This is a genomic window from Clostridium sp. AF27-5AA, from assembly GCF_003478415.1.
Taxonomy (GTDB): Bacteria; Bacillota; Clostridia; order Lachnospirales; family Lachnospiraceae; genus Otoolea; species Otoolea fessa.
Window position 1 is genome coordinate 16,324 of sequence record NZ_QUFH01000015.1, and the last position, 16,574, is coordinate 32,897.

15 protein-coding genes are annotated in these 16,574 nt (G+C 50.0%); 6 read left to right on the forward strand and 9 right to left on the reverse strand.

All coding sequences use genetic code 11. The features are described from left to right. Positions 1-54 precede the first annotated feature (54 nt). On the forward strand, positions 55-1,017 hold the full coding sequence (locus tag DWY89_RS12885) for a carbohydrate kinase (protein ID WP_181357259.1): 963 nt from the start codon (positions 55-57) through the stop codon (positions 1,015-1,017). Positions 1,018-1,133: 116 nt separating this feature from the next. Here the strand turns inward: DWY89_RS12885 and DWY89_RS12890 are convergent, their stop codons facing one another. From DWY89_RS12890 to DWY89_RS12925, 8 genes are all read right to left on the reverse strand, one after another. Continuing rightward, positions 1,134-2,888: a [FeFe] hydrogenase, group A gene (locus tag DWY89_RS12890; protein WP_118524742.1), complete on the reverse strand. Its 1,755-nt coding sequence runs from the start codon at positions 2,886-2,888 to the stop codon at positions 1,134-1,136. Then, on the reverse strand, positions 2,882-4,723 hold the full coding sequence (locus tag DWY89_RS12895) for an NAD(P)-binding protein (RefSeq protein ID WP_118524743.1): 1,842 nt from the start codon (positions 4,721-4,723) through the stop codon (positions 2,882-2,884). Before DWY89_RS12895 ends, DWY89_RS12890 begins: the two co-directional genes overlap by 7 nt. Before the next feature lie 366 nt (positions 4,724-5,089). Then, positions 5,090-6,277: a J domain-containing protein gene (locus tag DWY89_RS12900; protein ID WP_118524744.1), complete on the reverse strand. Its 1,188-nt coding sequence runs from the start codon at positions 6,275-6,277 to the stop codon at positions 5,090-5,092. 158 nt (positions 6,278-6,435) lie between these two features. Further along, positions 6,436-6,954 carry an Hsp20/alpha crystallin family protein gene (locus tag DWY89_RS12905; RefSeq protein WP_118524009.1) on the reverse strand — a complete coding sequence of 173 codons (519 nt, stop codon included), beginning with the start codon at positions 6,952-6,954 and terminating at the stop codon, positions 6,436-6,438. Positions 6,955-7,270: 316 nt separating this feature from the next. Next, the gene (locus DWY89_RS12910) at positions 7,271-8,629 is read right to left on the reverse strand and encodes an MATE family efflux transporter (protein ID WP_117796633.1); all 1,359 of its coding nucleotides are present in this window, start codon (positions 8,627-8,629) and stop codon (positions 7,271-7,273) included. Further along, positions 8,622-9,071 (reverse strand): MarR family transcriptional regulator, encoded by a 450-nt coding sequence (locus tag DWY89_RS12915; RefSeq protein ID WP_117796634.1) that lies wholly within the window; start codon positions 9,069-9,071, stop codon positions 8,622-8,624. Before DWY89_RS12915 ends, DWY89_RS12910 begins: the two co-directional genes overlap by 8 nt. Positions 9,072-9,224: 153 nt before the next feature. Next, positions 9,225-9,665, reverse strand: coding sequence for a peptidylprolyl isomerase (locus tag DWY89_RS12920; protein ID WP_117796635.1), 441 nt, complete (start codon positions 9,663-9,665; stop codon positions 9,225-9,227). Positions 9,666-9,780: 115 nt separating this feature from the next. After that, positions 9,781-10,218: a transcriptional repressor gene (locus tag DWY89_RS12925; RefSeq protein ID WP_117796636.1), complete on the reverse strand. Its 438-nt coding sequence runs from the start codon at positions 10,216-10,218 to the stop codon at positions 9,781-9,783. 250 nt (positions 10,219-10,468) lie between these two features. Between DWY89_RS12925 and DWY89_RS12930 the strand changes: the two genes are divergently transcribed. From DWY89_RS12930 to DWY89_RS12950, 5 genes are read left to right on the forward strand one after another with little or no spacing between them, the layout of a single operon-like run. Further along, positions 10,469-11,485, forward strand: coding sequence for a metal ABC transporter substrate-binding protein (locus DWY89_RS12930; protein WP_117796637.1), 1,017 nt, complete (start codon positions 10,469-10,471; stop codon positions 11,483-11,485). A 16-nt stretch (positions 11,486-11,501) separates the two neighbouring features. Then, positions 11,502-12,167, forward strand: coding sequence for a metal ABC transporter ATP-binding protein (locus tag DWY89_RS12935; RefSeq protein ID WP_117796638.1), 666 nt, complete (start codon positions 11,502-11,504; stop codon positions 12,165-12,167). Next, positions 12,164-12,967, forward strand: coding sequence for a metal ABC transporter permease (locus DWY89_RS12940; RefSeq protein ID WP_118524012.1), 804 nt, complete (start codon positions 12,164-12,166; stop codon positions 12,965-12,967). The genes DWY89_RS12935 and DWY89_RS12940 overlap by 4 nt, the downstream gene beginning before the upstream one ends. After that, complete coding sequence (locus DWY89_RS12945; protein ID WP_118524745.1) at positions 12,964-14,532, forward strand: permease; 1,569 nt, start codon at positions 12,964-12,966, stop codon at positions 14,530-14,532. The genes DWY89_RS12940 and DWY89_RS12945 overlap by 4 nt, the downstream gene beginning before the upstream one ends. Further along, positions 14,529-15,431, forward strand: a complete 903-nt coding sequence (locus DWY89_RS12950; RefSeq protein WP_118524015.1) for a TIGR03943 family protein — start codon at positions 14,529-14,531, stop codon at positions 15,429-15,431. Before DWY89_RS12945 ends, DWY89_RS12950 begins: the two co-directional genes overlap by 4 nt. Positions 15,432-15,581: 150 nt before the next feature. On the opposite strand, the gene bsh is transcribed toward DWY89_RS12950, so the two are convergent. Next, positions 15,582-16,556: a choloylglycine hydrolase gene (gene bsh, locus DWY89_RS12955; protein WP_118524016.1), complete on the reverse strand. Its 975-nt coding sequence runs from the start codon at positions 16,554-16,556 to the stop codon at positions 15,582-15,584. Positions 16,557-16,574 lie beyond the last annotated feature (18 nt).

The following is a 16,574-nucleotide window of genomic DNA, read 5'->3' on the forward strand; positions in this document are numbered from 1 at the left end:
GAGGGCTGGATGGCGGCACCATTGATATAACTTGTAATACGGAGGATGATTCGTATGAGAATAAAAACAGACATCACAGCGCTGGGAGAGCTTCTGATTGATTTTACTCCAGCAGGCGTTTCACAGCAGGGAATGCGTCTGTTTGAGCAGAATCCGGGAGGTGCGCCGGCCAATCTGCTGGCGGCGGCTGCGAAATTTGGAAGGAAGACAGCATTTATTGGCAAGGTGGGTAAGGATATGCACGGCGATTTCCTGAAAGAAACCCTGATCCGGGCAGGTATCAATACGGACAACCTGATTCAGGATGAAAAGTATTTTACCACGCTTGCATTTGTAAGCCTGAAAGAAAACGGGGAGCGCGAATTTGCCTTTGCGAGGAAGCCGGGGGCAGATACGAATCTGTGCATGAAAGAGATCGATCCGGAGATCCTGGAAAATACGAGAGTATTTCATGTCGGTTCCCTGTCGCTGACCGATGATCCATCCCGGACGGCAACCTATGAGGCGATCAATATTGCTAGAAACAGCGGTGCGGTGATTTCCTACGATCCGAACTACCGGGCGGCGCTCTGGAGTGATCCGGAGACCGCACAGCTTCGGATGCAGTCGCTGATTCCCTATGTAGATATGATGAAGATTTCGGATGAAGAAACCTCGCTTCTGACCCCGTATCAGGACCCGGAGGAAGCGATTCAGTATCTGCTCCGTCAGGGGGTGCACCTGGTGGCGGTGACGCTCGGAAGAGATGGCGCCCTGATCGGCAATGAAAATGGAATCGTAAAGGCGGAGGGCTTTTCCTCCCATGCGGTCGATACAACCGGTGCTGGTGATTCCTTCTGGGGCGGTTTTCTCGCTTCCTATCTGCAGGAAGAAACCTCGCCGGAACACCTGACCCGGGCGCAGATGATTCAGTTTGGCAGGGTCGGCAACGCAGTGGCAAGCCTGTGCGTCGAACGCCGCGGCGGAATCTCGGCAATTCCGGAGATGGAGGAGATTGAAGAGAGGCTGAGAGGCTAGAAGAAAAGATAGAGTAAGTAGTTGGTAACTAGCCTCAGATTGGTCATCTGTGAATGACACAAAACCCCAGAGAGCGGCAACTCTCTGGGGTTTTGTTGTGTGACTGTTTGGATATATTAATATTCCTCCACATGCAGCAGATGATGTGCACGATCGGATAACGGAGCTTCAAGATACTCGTCATACAGTGTCTGAACCGCCTTGTTTTCATGGCTGAACCGGATGGCGCTGCGGGCGTCGTAGCCGCGCAGGCACTGGTCGCGGTCTGCGCAGTCCTTCGGCTTATTCTGGAAGGATGGGCGGATCGGCTGACCGCCGCCGTTGATACAGCCGCCCGGACATGCCATGACTTCAACGAAATCATAGTGGCATTCGCCGCGTTTCATCGCCTGAATGAGGCGTCTGGCCTCTCCTAGGCTGCTGAGTGCTGCACAGTGCAGTTTCACACCCTTGATATCGATTTCCAGTTCCTTAAAGGAACCGATCTGGCGCAGAACCTTCAGCGGACTCTGTTCGCCGATCTCCGGATTTTCACCGGTTACGGTGTGGTAAGCGGTACGAAGAGCTGCCTCCAGTACGCCGCCGCTGGCACCGAAGATAACACCGGCTCCGGTTGCTTCGCCGAGAGGATCGTCAAAATCGCACTCCGGAAGTCTGGATACATCGATATGATCGGCCTTGATGAGACGGCAGATTTCACGGGTGGTCAGAACATAATCAATATCCTGTCCGGTTCCGGCGCTGTCCATGCCCGGAAGAGTCAGTTCACGCTTCTTGGACATACACGGCATGATGGAAACACAGGTGATATTTTCCGGTGCAATGCCTTTTTTCTGTGCAAAATAAGTTTTGATGACAGCACCGAACATCTGCTGCGGGGACTTGGCAGTGGAAAGCTGCGGCAGAAGCTCCGGATACTGGCTCTTTGCAAAGCTGACCCAGCCAGGGCAGCAGGAGGTGAACATAGGCCAGCTGTATTTATCCGGCTGCTGTAAGCGGGCTAAAAGCTCGTTGCTTTCCTCCATGATGGTCAGATCGGCTGCAAAGTCAACATCGAATACATAGTCAAATCCAACGGATTTTAAGGTGGATACGAAACGTCTGTCAGTAGCAAATTCCGGGGAAAGACCAAATTCTTCACCCCATGCGGCCCGGACAGCCGGAGCGACAACCGCTACGGTTACCTTGTCATCATTTGCCAGTTCACCGTGGATACCATTGATGGCTTCCACATCATCCCGCTCCTGGAGAGCGGCAGTCGGGCAGTGGGTAACGCACTGTCCGCAGAGAGAACAGTCGGATTCTTTGATTTCCAGATTGTGGGAAACATCGACGGTTGTATGGGAACCGGTTCCGGACACATCCCAGATATTTAAGGTCTGGATCTTGTCGCAGATCTGGACGCAGCGCATGCATTTGATACATTTTCCTGCATCACGGATCAGTGGGAAAGTAGAAGTCCAGATCATTTCCGGATATTCGTTTTTATAACGGTCAACGGTCAGGTTCAGATCACTTGCCACCTGTTTTAATTCACAGTTGGAACTGCGCACACAGGTGGGACAGTTGGTGTGATGCTGGGAAAGAAGCAGTTCCACGTTGATCTTGCGGGCTTCACGGACTCTGGGGGAGTTTGTGAGAATCTCCATGCCTTCCTGAGCCTGGTTGTTGCAGGAGGTAACGAGATGGTGGATTCCCTTCACTTCTACAACGCAGACACGGCAGGCACCGATCTCATTGATATCTTTCAGATAGCAAAGATAAGGAACGTGAAAACCGTTGTCGCGGCAGGCGTCCAGAATCCGGGTTCCTTCTGGAACCTGCAGTGGTATATTATTAATTTTGATGGATACAAGATTCGTATTTACCATGATGTGGTCCGCCCTCCTTTGAAGTTTCCATAACCGAAGTGATCGCAGCGCAGGCAGCGTCTGGCTTCCTGGCCCGCCTCCTTGAGGCTCATGCCGCATTCGGTAAGTGTAAAGTCACATTTGCGTTCTCCGGCTGGGCGTTCGGTCAGGTTGACGCGTCCACACGGAGTACGGTCGGAGAGATCCGGCTCCGGGATCTCCACATCGCAGGTAATCTGATGGTTGTAGCCGAGATACTGATCGATATTGGCAGCCGCTACTTTTCCGGCTGCAATCGCGCGGATCACGGTTGCCGGACCGGTTGCACAGTCGCCGCCGGCGAAAATACCCGGCATGTTCTGGATGGAGGTCCAGCCAGTCGCCTGGATCACGCCCCATTTGGCGTCGATTCCCTGTTCTACGAAGTAGCGGCTTTCGATGCCCTGACCGACCGCGGCGATGACGATATCGCATTCAACCGGGATAGAGTCGGTGCCGATAGCCTTCGGTGAAGGACGTCCGCCGCGGATTTCTCCCGGCATCTGCTGGCTTACCCAGAGAGCTTTTACCTGGCCGTCCTCGTCTGCTTCAATCCGCTCCGGTGCGTAAAGTTCCATGATCTCTACGCCTTCAGCCATGGCACTTTCAACCTCTTCCGGAAGAGCTGTCATATCAGCTTTGCGGCGTCTGTAGGCAACTGCCACCTTGTCTGCACCCAGGCGGACAGAAGAACGGGCTACGTCCATGGCTACGTTGCCGCCGCCGATGACACAGACCTTCTTTCCGGTAAGATCCGGATATTTGCCGTCGCCGATAGCACGTAAGAATTCGACAGCGGAGATAACACCGCCGGCATCTTCTCCCTCAATACCAATCTTTTTATCACTATGAGCGCCGATGGCGATGTAGATAGCATCATATTCTTTGCGGAGTTCATCCAGAGACAGCTGTCCTGGATCGTTTCCGACCGAAGTTTCAAGACGGACTTCCACACCGGTTTCCAGAATGACATTGATATCATCCTGCAGGCGCTCTCGTGGCAGGCGGTAGCTTGGAATTCCGTACAGCAGCATGCCGCCGAGTTTCTTGCGTTTTTCAAATACAGTGGTCTGATGTCCCATCAACTGCAGATAATAAGCAGCGCTCAGGCCGCTGGGGCCGCCGCCGATGATCGCGATGCGCTTACCGGTGGAGGTTGGACAGACCGGTGCCGGTACATATCCTGCCATATCCACAGCTACACGTTTGATACCGCGGATATTGATAGAATTATCCAGCATGTTGCGGCGGCAGCGGGATTCGCACGGATGTTCGCAGACGAGCGCGCAGGCGGTCGGGAACGGGTTGTCCTTGCGGATCAGGCGGACGGCGTCGGCATAACGGCCTTCGGCAGTCAGGGCGATGTAGCCCGGAATATCGACGCCGGCCGGACATAAAGCTACGCACGGAACCGGCTGGTCGAGGTTGCTGCGGCAGCGGTTATGTAAAATATGTTCCATAAAATCCTCTTTGAATCCGTCCAGACCTTTTAAAACCATCTGGGCGGCGGTATAGCCGATGGCACAGTCTGCTGTACTTTCGATGACGCGGGCAGTTTCCTGCAGCATGGTTAAATGCTTCATGGTTCCTTTTCCGTTTAGGATGTCTTCCAGAAGATTGGAGAGCTGCGCGAGACCGATTCGGCAGGGAACGCATTTGCCGCAAGTCTGTGCATGGCACATTTTTAAAAATGCAGCGGTCAGGTCGACAGGACAAAGACCTGGCGGGCTGGCGATGATGCGCCGTTCCAGATCTTTGTAAAGCCCTTCTACGACATTCTGAGCCTCGCTGTTAGTAGGTATAACGAGTCTGCTCATAAGGTATAAACTCCTTTCATAAATGTGAAATAAAATGCGTTATGTTTTTCGATGCAATTATGTGTTTACTATAACATAAAACGAGCGAAAAATACAAGATATTTATTGCGAAATATCTAAAAAAAGAAATGAAAGTGAGGTAAAAACAGATAAAATAGATAAGAAAGATAGGTATAAAGTGCGAAAAAATGTTGAATATATAGCTACGGTAATTTCATGACAATTAAAAAGTGATGAAATTGTGGATTGCCCGCAATTAAAATATCATATTTATGAAAATCACAACCATATATATGAAAATAATAGGGCGAAAATTCTATGATATTTTTGGCTTTACAGACGTTCAGTAAAAAACGGCAGGAGCCGTCAAGCTGCGCTCCTGCCGTTGGGTCCGCCCTGTCTGTTTTTGTTCAGTCCGCAGGCGTGTTCAAATTCGCGAAGTTTCTGTTCTGCCTCGGGGGTCAGATGGTTCGGGACATCGATCTGGACCGTCACGTACTGATTGCCATGGATGGACGGATTCTTCATGGAAACAATGCCTTTTCCCTTTAATTTAATCTTGGTTCCCGACTGCGTCCCGGCTGCGATCTTGCACAGGACATTGCCGTACAGGGTGGAAACCAGCGCCTCACCGCCGAAGACTGCGGTGGTAAACGGAATGCGGACGGTCGAGTAAACATCCATCTCCTTGCGCTCCCATCCCGGTTTCGCGGTGACGGTAATATTTAAAAGAAGATCGCCCGCCTCGCCGCCGCCCGTTCCCGGCATGCCTTTTCCTTTCAGACGGATAGATTTACCGGTATCGATGCCCGCTGGGATGTGAACCTGTAAAGACTGGCGCTTGCCGGTCTGTGGGTTCTGCAGAGTGATGAGCTTCTCGCAGCCGGATACGGCTTCATCAAAGCTTATGGTTACATCGGACGTGAGGTTAGAACCTTTCTCACGGGAATTGGCGCTGTGAAAGCCCTGACTGCCGCCGAAGCCGCCAAAGCCAGACCCGCCGCCAAAATGAGCGCTAGAACCGCCAAAACTGGAACCACCGGTAAAATGAGTCCCAGAGCCGCCAAACCCGGAACCGCCCGTGAAATGTCGGCTGCGGGAACTGCCGCCCGAACTCTTGCCGTGGAACATGCCGCCAAACATATCTCCAAAAATGTCACCCATATCGTCCATGTCATCCCCGGTAAAATGGTATTCTGCATAACCGCCCGGACCGCTCTGATAGTGCCAGGCACCGCCCTGACCGGTACCGCCAAAGCCGGAGCCAAATGGACCATTTCCAGAAGCGCCGGCACTGCCAGCTCCGCCGTATGCGGCGCTGTTCGGGTCAAATGCGGCGTGACCGAAGCGATCGTAGAGTTTCTTTTTTTCTGGATCACTTAAGATCGAATAGGCTTCGTTGACATCCTTAAACATCTGCTCTGCCTGGGGATTACCGGCATTGGAATCCGGGTGATACTTTTTGGCAAGTTTCCGGAATGCCTTTTTGATCGTCTCCGCACTGGCGTCCCGCTTTATCCCCAGTATGTCATAATAGTCTCTTTTCTCTGCCATTGATTATCACCTCCGTAGATGCAGTGATTTAAGTTTCAATTATTTAGGTTATGATAAAAGATTGGGTATGATAGAAGCTGCCGCATTCCTGCGACAGCTCCTGAAGCTATCTGGCTGCTGGCAACACAATGTGTGAGCCGCAGCTGCCTATCTGATTATTAACCTTCGATGGAAACGAAATGCTTCTCTTCAACCGCTTTCTTTTCCAGCTCTTTCGGGAAGGTCAGGGTCAGAGTGCCATTTTCAAATTTGGCATGGATATCCTTTTCTTCCAAGTTCTCGCCGACGTAGAAGCTTCTGCTTACATTGCCGCTGTAGCGTTCCTGGCGGATATATTTAACGGTTTTCTGCTCGGCTTTAGCGTCCTTCTTGGAAGCATCTGATTCTGCGGTCGTTGCATCTTTCTGATTCTCCTCCGGCATATCTTTCGATGTAACTTCTTTCGAACCGCTGACGGTCAGATAGCCATCTTTCAGCTCAATCTGAAGTTCGTCTTTCTTAAATCCCGGCAGGTCGATGGAAACTTCATAATCCTTATCGGTTTCCTTGACATCCGTCTTCATCAGCTGGGAAGAGGAAGCACCATACAGTCTCTGGTTAAAGCTTGGGAAGGAAAAATCCATCCAGTTATCAAAGTTATCAAATACACTATTATTAAAAATACTCGGCATATACATAAGTCATCTCTCCTTTTCGTATTATCTTAACGTTACTGTTCACGCATACGTGCCCAGTAACATCTTAACATCTATGTGAAAACATCGGCGGCAACAAGCTTGTTCTCATTTCCTTGTTCCTCTCCTTTGTTCTAGCTGTAATATAACACACATAATTAGCACTGTCAAGAGGTGAGTGCTAATTTTCTGTGAAGATTTTGTGAACAGCGCAATTATTCAAGGATAGGCACTTTTGAAACCGAAAGTGCCGTGACGATAACAGGCAGACACCTTCGCTCTGAAAGTGCCTGCCTGTTACGGAGCAGTTCCTGTGTTTTTATATGATTTCTTCTACTGGCGGGTGCTGCTGTTTCCGGGTCCAGTAGATATAATATCCGATATTTAGTACAATGCCGACGATCGTAGAAACGGGGGCTGCGAGACCGATCTTGGTCAGGCTGGCATCCGGCTGGATACTCATGAAATACGCTAGCGGGAGACGCACCAGAAGTGTCTGGATGAGTCCCTGTGTCATAACCCAAAGTGTCTGGTTATTTCCGTTGAAATATCCGATCATGCTGAACAGAACCGCGGTCACGATGGACTCGAGTGCGAATCCTTTCAGGTAATCATAGCTGTTCTGGATGACCGCCGCATCCGTCGAGAAGAAGCCGGACAGGACATCGCCTTTTAGGAGAACCAGGGTAAAGACGATACAGCCGACGCACAGACCGACGCCGATTCCCGTAAAAAGGGTGTGCCTGGCACGTTTGACTTTCCCTGCCCCCACGTTTTGGGAGACGAAGGAAGCCATCGACTGCATCAGGGCGCTCGGGACAAGCATGGCGAAATTGACGATTTTGCATGCTACACCGTAACCGGAGGACGCTTCCAGTCCCAGTCGATTGACAAAGGCGCACAGGGCTAAGAAGGAAAGCTGGGTTAAAAATTCCTGAAGCGCCAGCGGCAGTCCGATGGAAAGAAATTTCGGACACTGGGTGTTGAAGCGGAAATCGTGCCGGGTGATCGTAAATGGCAGAGTTTTCTTAATTAAAAGAATAATCGCGAAAATAACGCTGAGCGCCTGCGCGGAGACGGTCGCGATGGCGGCACCGGCGGCGTCCATATGAAGACCAGCTACCAGTGCGAGGTCGCCGATCACATTGACGATGCAGGCAACCAGGACAAAGAGAAGCGGTGACTGGCTGTCACCGAGCCCGCGGAAGATGGAGGACAGCAGGTTGTAGGCGACGATGAAGAAAATGCCGCCTCCGCAGATGCGGATGTAGCTGGCGGTCTGATCCACCGCCGCCTCGGGTGCCTGCATGAGAATGGCGATCGGGCGGGCAAAAAAGACCATGACGACGAATAAAACGGCGGAAATGATCGTAAATACAATCGAAGCTCCGCCGACAACTGCGCCGATCTGCTGCGGTTTCTTTTCACCGAGATAGCGGGCGATCAAAACGGTGATACCCATAGCGAACTGAATTACGACGAAGGTGACGAGGTTTAAGACCTGGCTGCCCGTCGAAACGGCGGAAAGACCGGAGGTCGAACCGAACCGTCCAACCACCAGCAGATCGACCGCGCCGTATGCCGCCTGCAGAATCAGTGCACCGAGCACCGGAATCATGAAAGCGATCAGTTTTTTCAGGATACTGCCCTGTGTAAAATCAGCTTTATCATTATTCATGGGAATCCCTCCGTTTGCACATAATCTGATAAAATGTCTCCATCGTCTGAATCATCTGGCGGGCGTCCTCCTCAGTAATGGTGTCTAAAGACGGGGCGAGCGCGCTGAAGTATTCGGTGTCGTACGTCTGTGAGAGCGTCCTGCCCGCTTCGGTGATGGAAATGTAGGTAACACGCCCGTCGTTCTGCGAGGTTTTCTTTTGGAGATAACCGCCCGCTTCCATCTCCTTGACAGTCCGGGTCACGCCTGGGCGAGGCAGGTTCAGCGCATCGCTGATGTCCGATATTTTTACATGGATGCCGTTTCGCTCCAGCGACTGGATGACATCCAGATATTGAATATAGGAGGAAGTGACTCCCTTCGGCAGCGGCGGAAGCATATCCCGGATTCGTTTGCCCTGATAACAGGCGTCCAACATCCGCTTGATTGTTTCGATGGTCATATGGAAAGTCTCCTTATCAAATAGTTACTTGTGATAATTACCGTGGGTAATTATAGTGGAGGAGTGAGAATTTGTCAAGAAAAAATACCGCCAGCTCCCGGGATGGGCGCTGACGGCGCGTGTTGTTATAATGTAAGGGCAGTTGTGTTACGGTTATTTTACTTCAACCAGCTCAATCTTAAAGTTAAGCTCCTTACCAGCCATCTCATGATTGGCATCAAACGTGATATTTACCTCATTCTTTGCGATAACCTTGACCGGGAACGGCTGTCCCATCTGGTTGGTTAAGTATACCTGCTGTCCAACTTCCAGTTCCTCGGAACCTGGCAGTTTAGCGATCTCCAGTTCCAGAATGGCGTTCGGATCCGGCATGCCGTAAGCTTCCTCCGGCATCAGGTGAATCTCTTTCATCTCGCCTACTTCCATATCAGCGACAGCGGCATCGAAGCCTTTGATCATCTGACCGGCACCGCAGACAAACTCAAGGGGTTCGCCACGATCGTAGGAAGAATCAAACTGTGTTCCGTCATTAAAGGTTCCTTTGTAATGAGTGCGGCAGGTTTTGCCGACATTGCGTCCTGTGATTTCAGACATGATAAAATCCTCCAAAAGATATTGATATGCGGTAATGGGAAAATCCGCCTCAAACGGCCGTTTTCCGGTAAATTCGTGTGCATATGCTACCAGTATACTAAAAAATGCAGGAACATTAAAGCTCTTTTTCAGAACCTTCTTTGGCGGCGCATTCCTGGCAGAGGCCATGCAGCAGATCACCGCTGCATTGGAGCAGAAAGCCATGCTCTTCTAGGAGATGCTGACGGAGTTCATCCATGAAATCGCAGTCAAGGTGAAACAGGCGTCCGCAGCGGGTACATTTAAGATGAAGATGCTCCATACAGTGGGCACCTTCTCCGGCATATTGGTAAACGGCTTTGTCATTTTCAGCATCTGGATATTTGATAACGATGTGCTCTCGGCACAGTTTGTCTAAAAATCGGTAAATGGTGGTAGTATTGGTTTCTGCCCGTTTTTCTTTCAGATAATTTTGTATATCGGCAACGCTTACCGTGCTGGAAGCGTGCTCTTTCAGGTATTCGAGAATCTCAGTCCTTGTTTTGGTTGTATATGGTTTTCGGATCGAAGTCATACGGCAATATCTCCTTTGTCTGTTAGCTCCTATTTTAGCGGTGAAGGGAGGAAGCGTCAAGCCGCATAAGAATAAAATGCAACTCATTTGCAAATTAATCTTGACGATGTAAAAAAAGGGTGCTATATTAATAAACGCAAATTACTTGCATTTATTAATGTGTAGAGCAGAAGACACAAAGCCTGCTGTTGACAGGCAGGTGCTTCTGCAAATGCTATGCGATAACCTACAGCTGAAAGGAGCAGACAGAATGAAAAAGAAAAGTGTGTTTATGGGAATGATAGCAATCTCTGCACTCGTGTGGATGACGGGCTGTGCCGGAAGGGCGGTGGAATCGTCCGATATAGAGACCGAACAGGAGGAGAAAGACGGAAGCGGGGAAACAGAGACGGATGTAATAAGCATCGATGGAGACAAGTTAAAGGTCATGGCGAGCTTTTATCCGATGTATGATTTTGCCCAAAAGATAGGCGGCGATCGGGTGGAGGTGACGAATATGGTGCCGGCGGGAACGGAACCTCATGACTGGGAACCGGCAGCTTCTGACATCAAGAAGTTGGAAGAGGCAGATATTTTTATATACAACGGAGCCGGAATGGAGCACTGGGCTGCCGATGTGCTTACGTCGCTGGACAATAAAAACCTGATTGCGGTGGAAGCATCTACGGGAATTGATCTGCTGGAAGGCTCAGAGCATGAGGAGGAAGAAAACGGAGAGAAGGATGAGCATGCAGAAGAGATTACCTATGACCCCCATGTGTGGTTAGCGCCGGAAAATGCGAAGAAGGAAATGGAAAATATAAAAGATGCACTTGTATCAGCGGATCCAGATCATCAGGAGTATTATGAGAAAAACTACCAGACCTATGCGAAGAAGCTGGATGATCTGGATGCAGAGTATCAGGAAAAATTATCGGATGTGAAAACACGGGATGTGATAGCTGCACATCAGGCATTTGGGTATCTGTGCCAGGCATACGGTTTAAACCAGAGCGGAATCGAAGGATTATCCGCAGATTCAGAACCGGATGCAGCCCGGATGAAGGAGATTGTGGATTTTGCAAAAAAACATCAGGTTAAGACCATCTTCTTTGAGGAGCTAGTAAGTCCGAAGATATCGGAAACAATTGCAAAAGAAATCGGAGCGCAGACAAAGATGTTAAATCCATTAGAAGGGCTTAGTGATGAGGAATTAAAAGCAGGGGCGGATTATTTTTCTGTAATGGAATCAAATCTTGAGACATTGGTGGAAGCACTGAATCAGTAAAGAAAAGGGAGCGGGCATGAAGATAGTGGATGTAGATCATCTTTCATTTGAATATGGGAACCGCAGAGTGTTACATAATTTAAATTTTTCAATCCGGCAGGGCGATTATGCAGTGCTGACAGGGGAAAATGGAAGCGGTAAAAGCACATTGATGAAAGTATTGTCGGGAGAGTTGGAGTCGGCAAAAGGAAGGGTTGTGATAGCAGGAAGTGATTCTTTGACAGCAGCGCTTCATCGAATCCGCATCGGCTATATGCCGCAAAATGGAACCAGCCGCAACGCATTTTTCCCGGCAACGGTGGAGGAAATCATGGAAACCGGAATGTATCATCCATTCTGGAAAAAGTGGGCTGTTAAAGATAAAAAGGAAAGAATATGCCGGACATTGGAAGAAATGGGAATGAAAGATGCGTTAAACCGGCGGATAGGGGAACTTTCCGGTGGTCAGCAGCAACGGGTTATGTTGGCACGTGTGTTGATTTCCAAACCTCAGCTTCTCCTTCTGGACGAACCGGCTGTCGGAGTGGATCAGGAGTCCCTTCGGCAGTTGGCAGCGGTATTAAAACGCAGAAATCAAGAAGAGGCGATGACAATTTTTTTGATTACCCACGGAAATCAAGCTGTATTTTCCGGAGCAAATCGCTTTTTTAAGATGGAAGAAGGAGGGGTAGAGGAAAAATGAGTATTTTCGAGTATGGATTTATGCAGAGGGCATTTTTAGTAGGAATTTTGCTGGCTGTTATTACGCCGCTGATTGGCATGACGGTAGTACTTAAACGGATGTCGATGGTGGGAGATGCACTGGCCCATGCTTCTTTAGCAGGGGTAGCGATCGGAATGCTGTTTGGAATCAACCCGGTAGCCGGAGCAGGCGGTATCTGTGTGGTGGCAGCGCTGGCAATTGAGGCGATTCGGCGTCGTCTTCCCCGGTATTCAGAAAATGCGATTGCGATCGTTATGTCTGCTGGAATAGGTCTTGCCGGAGTATTGTCCGGATTTGTTAAAAACAGTGCTAACTTTAACAGCTTTTTGTTTGGAAGTATCGTGTCAATCAGCACAGCGGAACTTTTGGGGGTATGTGCTGTCAGCGCAGCGGTACTGCTGCTTCTTATTTTATTTCGGAAGGAACTTTTTTATATAGGATTTGATGAAAATGCAGCCAGAATCTCGGGAGTTCCGGTGCGTAAGGTGAATTTTCTATTTACTGTTTTAACAGCATGTACCGTATCGATCGCATCAAGAACCGTGGGAACCTTAATTATTTCTTCGATGCTGGTGGTTCCGGTAGCGTTTGGAATGCAGATGGGAAACAGTTATCGGATGACGGTTCTGTGGTCTGTTTTGGCAGCGGTCGGGACAACGATTCTTGGATTGTTTATCTCGTACTATTGGGGAACAAAATCGGGTGGTACAATTGTACTTCTGGAAGTCGCGTGCTTTGTGGCAGCTCTTGGAATCAAAGGAAAGGAGATGGGACGATGACAACACCGGTTTATATCGTAGAAGGGTTTCTGGGCAGCGGAAAGACGAAACTGATAGAAAATAGTCTTCGTCTCAGACATTGCCGGAATGTACTGATTTTTCAGTTTGAAGAAGGAGAAGAGGTACTGGATACAAAGGAGGCAGAGAGGTGCAGTTGGAAAATCCGGAGCTGGGATCGGGATGAGCTGGAGACACATCTGGAAGAGGTAGCAGACAGAGTGGAGGTGGAGCTTGAAATCCACCGCTATGAAGAGATCTGGGTGGAGTGGAACGGAATGGAACGTTTTGGAACACTGGAGAAGCTTCTCCTGTCCAATGCGCTTCGACGAAGGATTCATATCGAAAGGGTAATGTATCTGGCAGATGTGGAAATGGCGGGAATGATGCTTGGACAGACCGGGGAAGGTCCGATTTCACAGGTAGCTTCTAGTGATGTGATTTACTTGAGAAATACGGAAGATGAAAACGCGGTAAAGCAGTTGGAGCATATGTGCAAAGCACTGGCGCCATCGACAGAAGTCTGGGAATATTCAAAAGAAGCCCTGTTGGATGAATTGGGAAAACAGAAGGGAAGCCCGCTGTTAGAATGGCTCGCTTTTGCGCTGCTTGCCTGTTTTTTACTGATGGTAGTGGCACTGGCAGAACAGCGAGGCGTGCCGTTGATCCGCTATTTTACTATTTTTATGGGAGTGTTTTTGCAGGCGGTTCCATTTTTACTCTTGGGTGTCCTGATTTCCTCGGCCATTCAGGTCTTCATTCCGGTAGGGGTTCTGGAGCGGATATTTCCGTCTAATCCGGTCTTTGCGATGGGAATGGGAATTGGAGCCGGATTTTTTTTGCCGGTGTGTGACTGTGCGTCGATCCCTGTTTTCCAAGGATTACTGAAAAAAGGGGTTCCGCTTCCGGCTGCCATCTGTTTTATGACGGCAGCACCAATTGTAAATCCCGTTATACTTCTTTCAACGTATTATGCTTTTAATGGGAGTTTTCGGGCAGTTTTTTACCGGACCGGTCTGGGAATCCTCTGTTCCTTTTTGATTGGCACCAGCTTTTTCATCCGGAAACCGACGGATTATTTGAAAGGAGAAGCTGGAAACACTTCATTTTGTACCTGTGGCTGCTATCGGGAGAGCAGAAGCGGAAGGCTGGGCAGGGCAGAACAATTTTTGTGGCATGCCCGCATGGAATTTTACTCGGTTGCCAGGTATCTGGTTGTGGGAATTGCGGTATCCACCCTGTTTCAGGCGGTGAATCTGGGAGTTTTAAAAGAATGGGGGGCTTCCTGCCTTCCGGTGGCGTTGTTTGCGGCGATTCTGCTGGCATTTCTGCTTTCTCTGTGCTCGTCCTCGGATGCAGTGGTGGCGAGAAGCATGGCGGGAACTTTTTCAACGGTTCCGCTTCTTGGATTTCTCGTATTTGGACCCATGATGGATATCAAAAACGTGATGATGCTGCGAGGATATTTTAAAGCATCGTTTATTGTCAGGCTGGCGCTTACGGTATTTGCAGTCTGCTTTGGAGTGGTGCTTACAGCAGGACTTCTGGGAGGAGGAATGGCAGGATGAGAAGGCATTATATCAATCCGGGGGCACTCATTGAGGCAGTGATAAGCCTCCTCTTTGGACTGAAACTCTTCTGGATGGCGTATACAGGCCAGTATCTTCTCTTTGTGACTCCCAGGATGAAAGGGTATCTGTATTTTGCGGCGCTGGTAATGGCAGTCTGGGCATTTTCCTGCTTTGCCCGGACCGGGATACCGGAATACCGGCAGCATCTGAACCGGACGCTGGTTCTTCTAATCCCACTCATGGCGCTGCAGCTGCCATATCAGGCGCTGGGGGCATCGGGGAATATGTCCTATTCCAGCCAGGGACTGGTACAGGCGGGGCGTCCGGGAGAAGAAAGCGGACAGAATGAGAAGACGGATAAGCAGGCTGTGTCTGGCGAGAGTGAAGCGGCAGTGACACAGGCAGCGGATATGTATACCGGCTCATCTGATGACGGGACAGAATCCCTAGAAGAAACACAGGGCGGCAATATAGATGAAACAGCAGGAGCACAGGAAGATTCAGAAAGGATCGAAACGCCTCCTGGGCTGGATACAGAAAACAGGCGGATTGTCGTGGATGATGCCAGTTTTTATCCGTGGCTGGTGCAGCTCAGCTATTATCCGGAGATGTACGAAGGATATGAAATCCAGATGCATGGAACTGTTTACCGGGATGATACACTCACAGTGGGGCAGTTTGGCTTGATCCGTATGCTGATGAGCTGCTGTGTGGCAGATCTGCAGCCCTGCGGACCGCTGTGTATCTGGGATCAGGCGGAAACTCTTTCACAGGATGAATGGGTGACAGTCACAGGAACCTATCATTATGATGAAGAGAAAGGAATGGAGATTCAGGTCTTGAAGGTAGAAAAAGCAGAGGCGGCAGAGGATGAATACGTATATCCGGTTTATTGATGTCGGCCGTTCGGCTTGAACAGGGAGAGGAAATGTTTGCGGAATATTTCCTCTCCCTGCTTTTTGCTTTATAGGAACGTGTGTCCGGAGTCTTCATACGGTGGGCTGCCTGCCATGCGTGAAGAAGAGGATAGAAGAAAATGCTTCGTCCTAATTCTCCCACCGTATCTGTTCCCCCTGTACCAGCGGAAATCTTGAAAGAGTCTCCCCGTCCAGGTTCTCCCGGTTCATATCCACTGCCGTGATCTGATGGTTTTCATATGTCGTGTAGTAGTAAATCCCCTTATCCGCGTTGCAGCAGGAGGTGTAGAGTGTGATTTCATATTTTCCATCGGAGACCTCGCAGCATCCGCGCTGCTGGTCAACCGAACCTAGGATATGGAAAAACTGGCTGACACTTTCTAGCTCGGATGCGCCGGAGCGGGCATTTGATTTTGTAAAAGCGACCCGTGCAAACCGGGAAGCGGAGGAGAGGTCTCCCGGAAGTCCGAGAGCGCCCATGCCGCGGCTGTAGGTTGTAAGCGGCAGATCGGCAGAAAATGTATTCTGCGGCTGCTTCGGGGACAAGTTCATGTAATTGTTGAGGGAGAACAGCTGCTGCGGGAACGGCGGATTGTTTGTCAGGACACCCACCGGATTGTCGTAGATATGCAGCCCGTCCGCCATCGGCTCGATGACGATGCATTCATTTTTATCGGCAAGAATCCAGTGAAGCTGCGCCGGGGCAAACTGCTCGTTGAATGGAGTGTCGGTCAGTACCATCTGGGCGAGGCGGACGCGAGCCTCTTTCACGGACGCGCACTGGCTGAGAATCCAGGGGATGAACTCAAACTGTGCGATGTTGTCATGATCCTCCTGCGGCTTCTGGTAGGAGGCATTGCCGACGAAATTCAGTCCCGCCATGCAAAGCCCCTTCTCATTAAAAGCATCATAATAAAGCGGATAATCCCCTGCCACATGTGCCATGCCGATGATGGCATAGTGGGTCGAAACCGCGCTTGCGTGGCGGAAAGTAAGTGGATAGTTGCGAGGTGTGACGGTTACCTCGTCCCCGTAAGAAAATTCATAATCTAAGGTTCTGCCGAAGTAGAAATCGGCGGTTTTGTAAGTTGCGGCTGTACACATATATGGTCTCTCCTTTTT

Excerpts from the sequence above, each read along its gene's own strand:
- DWY89_RS12940 (WP_118524012.1), top strand. The coding sequence starts at position 12,164 with ATGAGTATTTTCGAGTATGGATTTATGCAGAGGGCATTTTTAGTAGGA.
- DWY89_RS12890 (WP_118524742.1), bottom strand. The coding sequence starts at position 2,888 with ATGGTAAATACGAATCTTGTATCCATCAAAATTAATAATATACCACTG.
- DWY89_RS12915 (WP_117796634.1), bottom strand. The coding sequence starts at position 9,071 with ATGACCATCGAAACAATCAAGCGGATGTTGGACGCCTGTTATCAGGGC.
- DWY89_RS12945 (WP_118524745.1), top strand. The coding sequence starts at position 12,964 with ATGACAACACCGGTTTATATCGTAGAAGGGTTTCTGGGCAGCGGAAAG.
- DWY89_RS12885 (WP_181357259.1), top strand. The coding sequence starts at position 55 with ATGAGAATAAAAACAGACATCACAGCGCTGGGAGAGCTTCTGATTGAT.
- DWY89_RS12910 (WP_117796633.1), bottom strand. The coding sequence starts at position 8,629 with ATGAATAATGATAAAGCTGATTTTACACAGGGCAGTATCCTGAAAAAA.
- DWY89_RS12895 (WP_118524743.1), bottom strand. The coding sequence starts at position 4,723 with ATGAGCAGACTCGTTATACCTACTAACAGCGAGGCTCAGAATGTCGTA.
- DWY89_RS12905 (WP_118524009.1), bottom strand. The coding sequence starts at position 6,954 with ATGTATATGCCGAGTATTTTTAATAATAGTGTATTTGATAACTTTGAT.
- DWY89_RS12930 (WP_117796637.1), top strand. The coding sequence starts at position 10,469 with ATGAAAAAGAAAAGTGTGTTTATGGGAATGATAGCAATCTCTGCACTC.
- DWY89_RS12925 (WP_117796636.1), bottom strand. The coding sequence starts at position 10,218 with ATGACTTCGATCCGAAAACCATATACAACCAAAACAAGGACTGAGATT.
- DWY89_RS12900 (WP_118524744.1), bottom strand. The coding sequence starts at position 6,277 with ATGGCAGAGAAAAGAGACTATTATGACATACTGGGGATAAAGCGGGAC.
- DWY89_RS12920 (WP_117796635.1), bottom strand. The coding sequence starts at position 9,665 with ATGTCTGAAATCACAGGACGCAATGTCGGCAAAACCTGCCGCACTCAT.
- DWY89_RS12935 (WP_117796638.1), top strand. The coding sequence starts at position 11,502 with ATGAAGATAGTGGATGTAGATCATCTTTCATTTGAATATGGGAACCGC.
- bsh (WP_118524016.1), bottom strand. The coding sequence starts at position 16,556 with ATGTGTACAGCCGCAACTTACAAAACCGCCGATTTCTACTTCGGCAGA.
- DWY89_RS12950 (WP_118524015.1), top strand. The coding sequence starts at position 14,529 with ATGAGAAGGCATTATATCAATCCGGGGGCACTCATTGAGGCAGTGATA.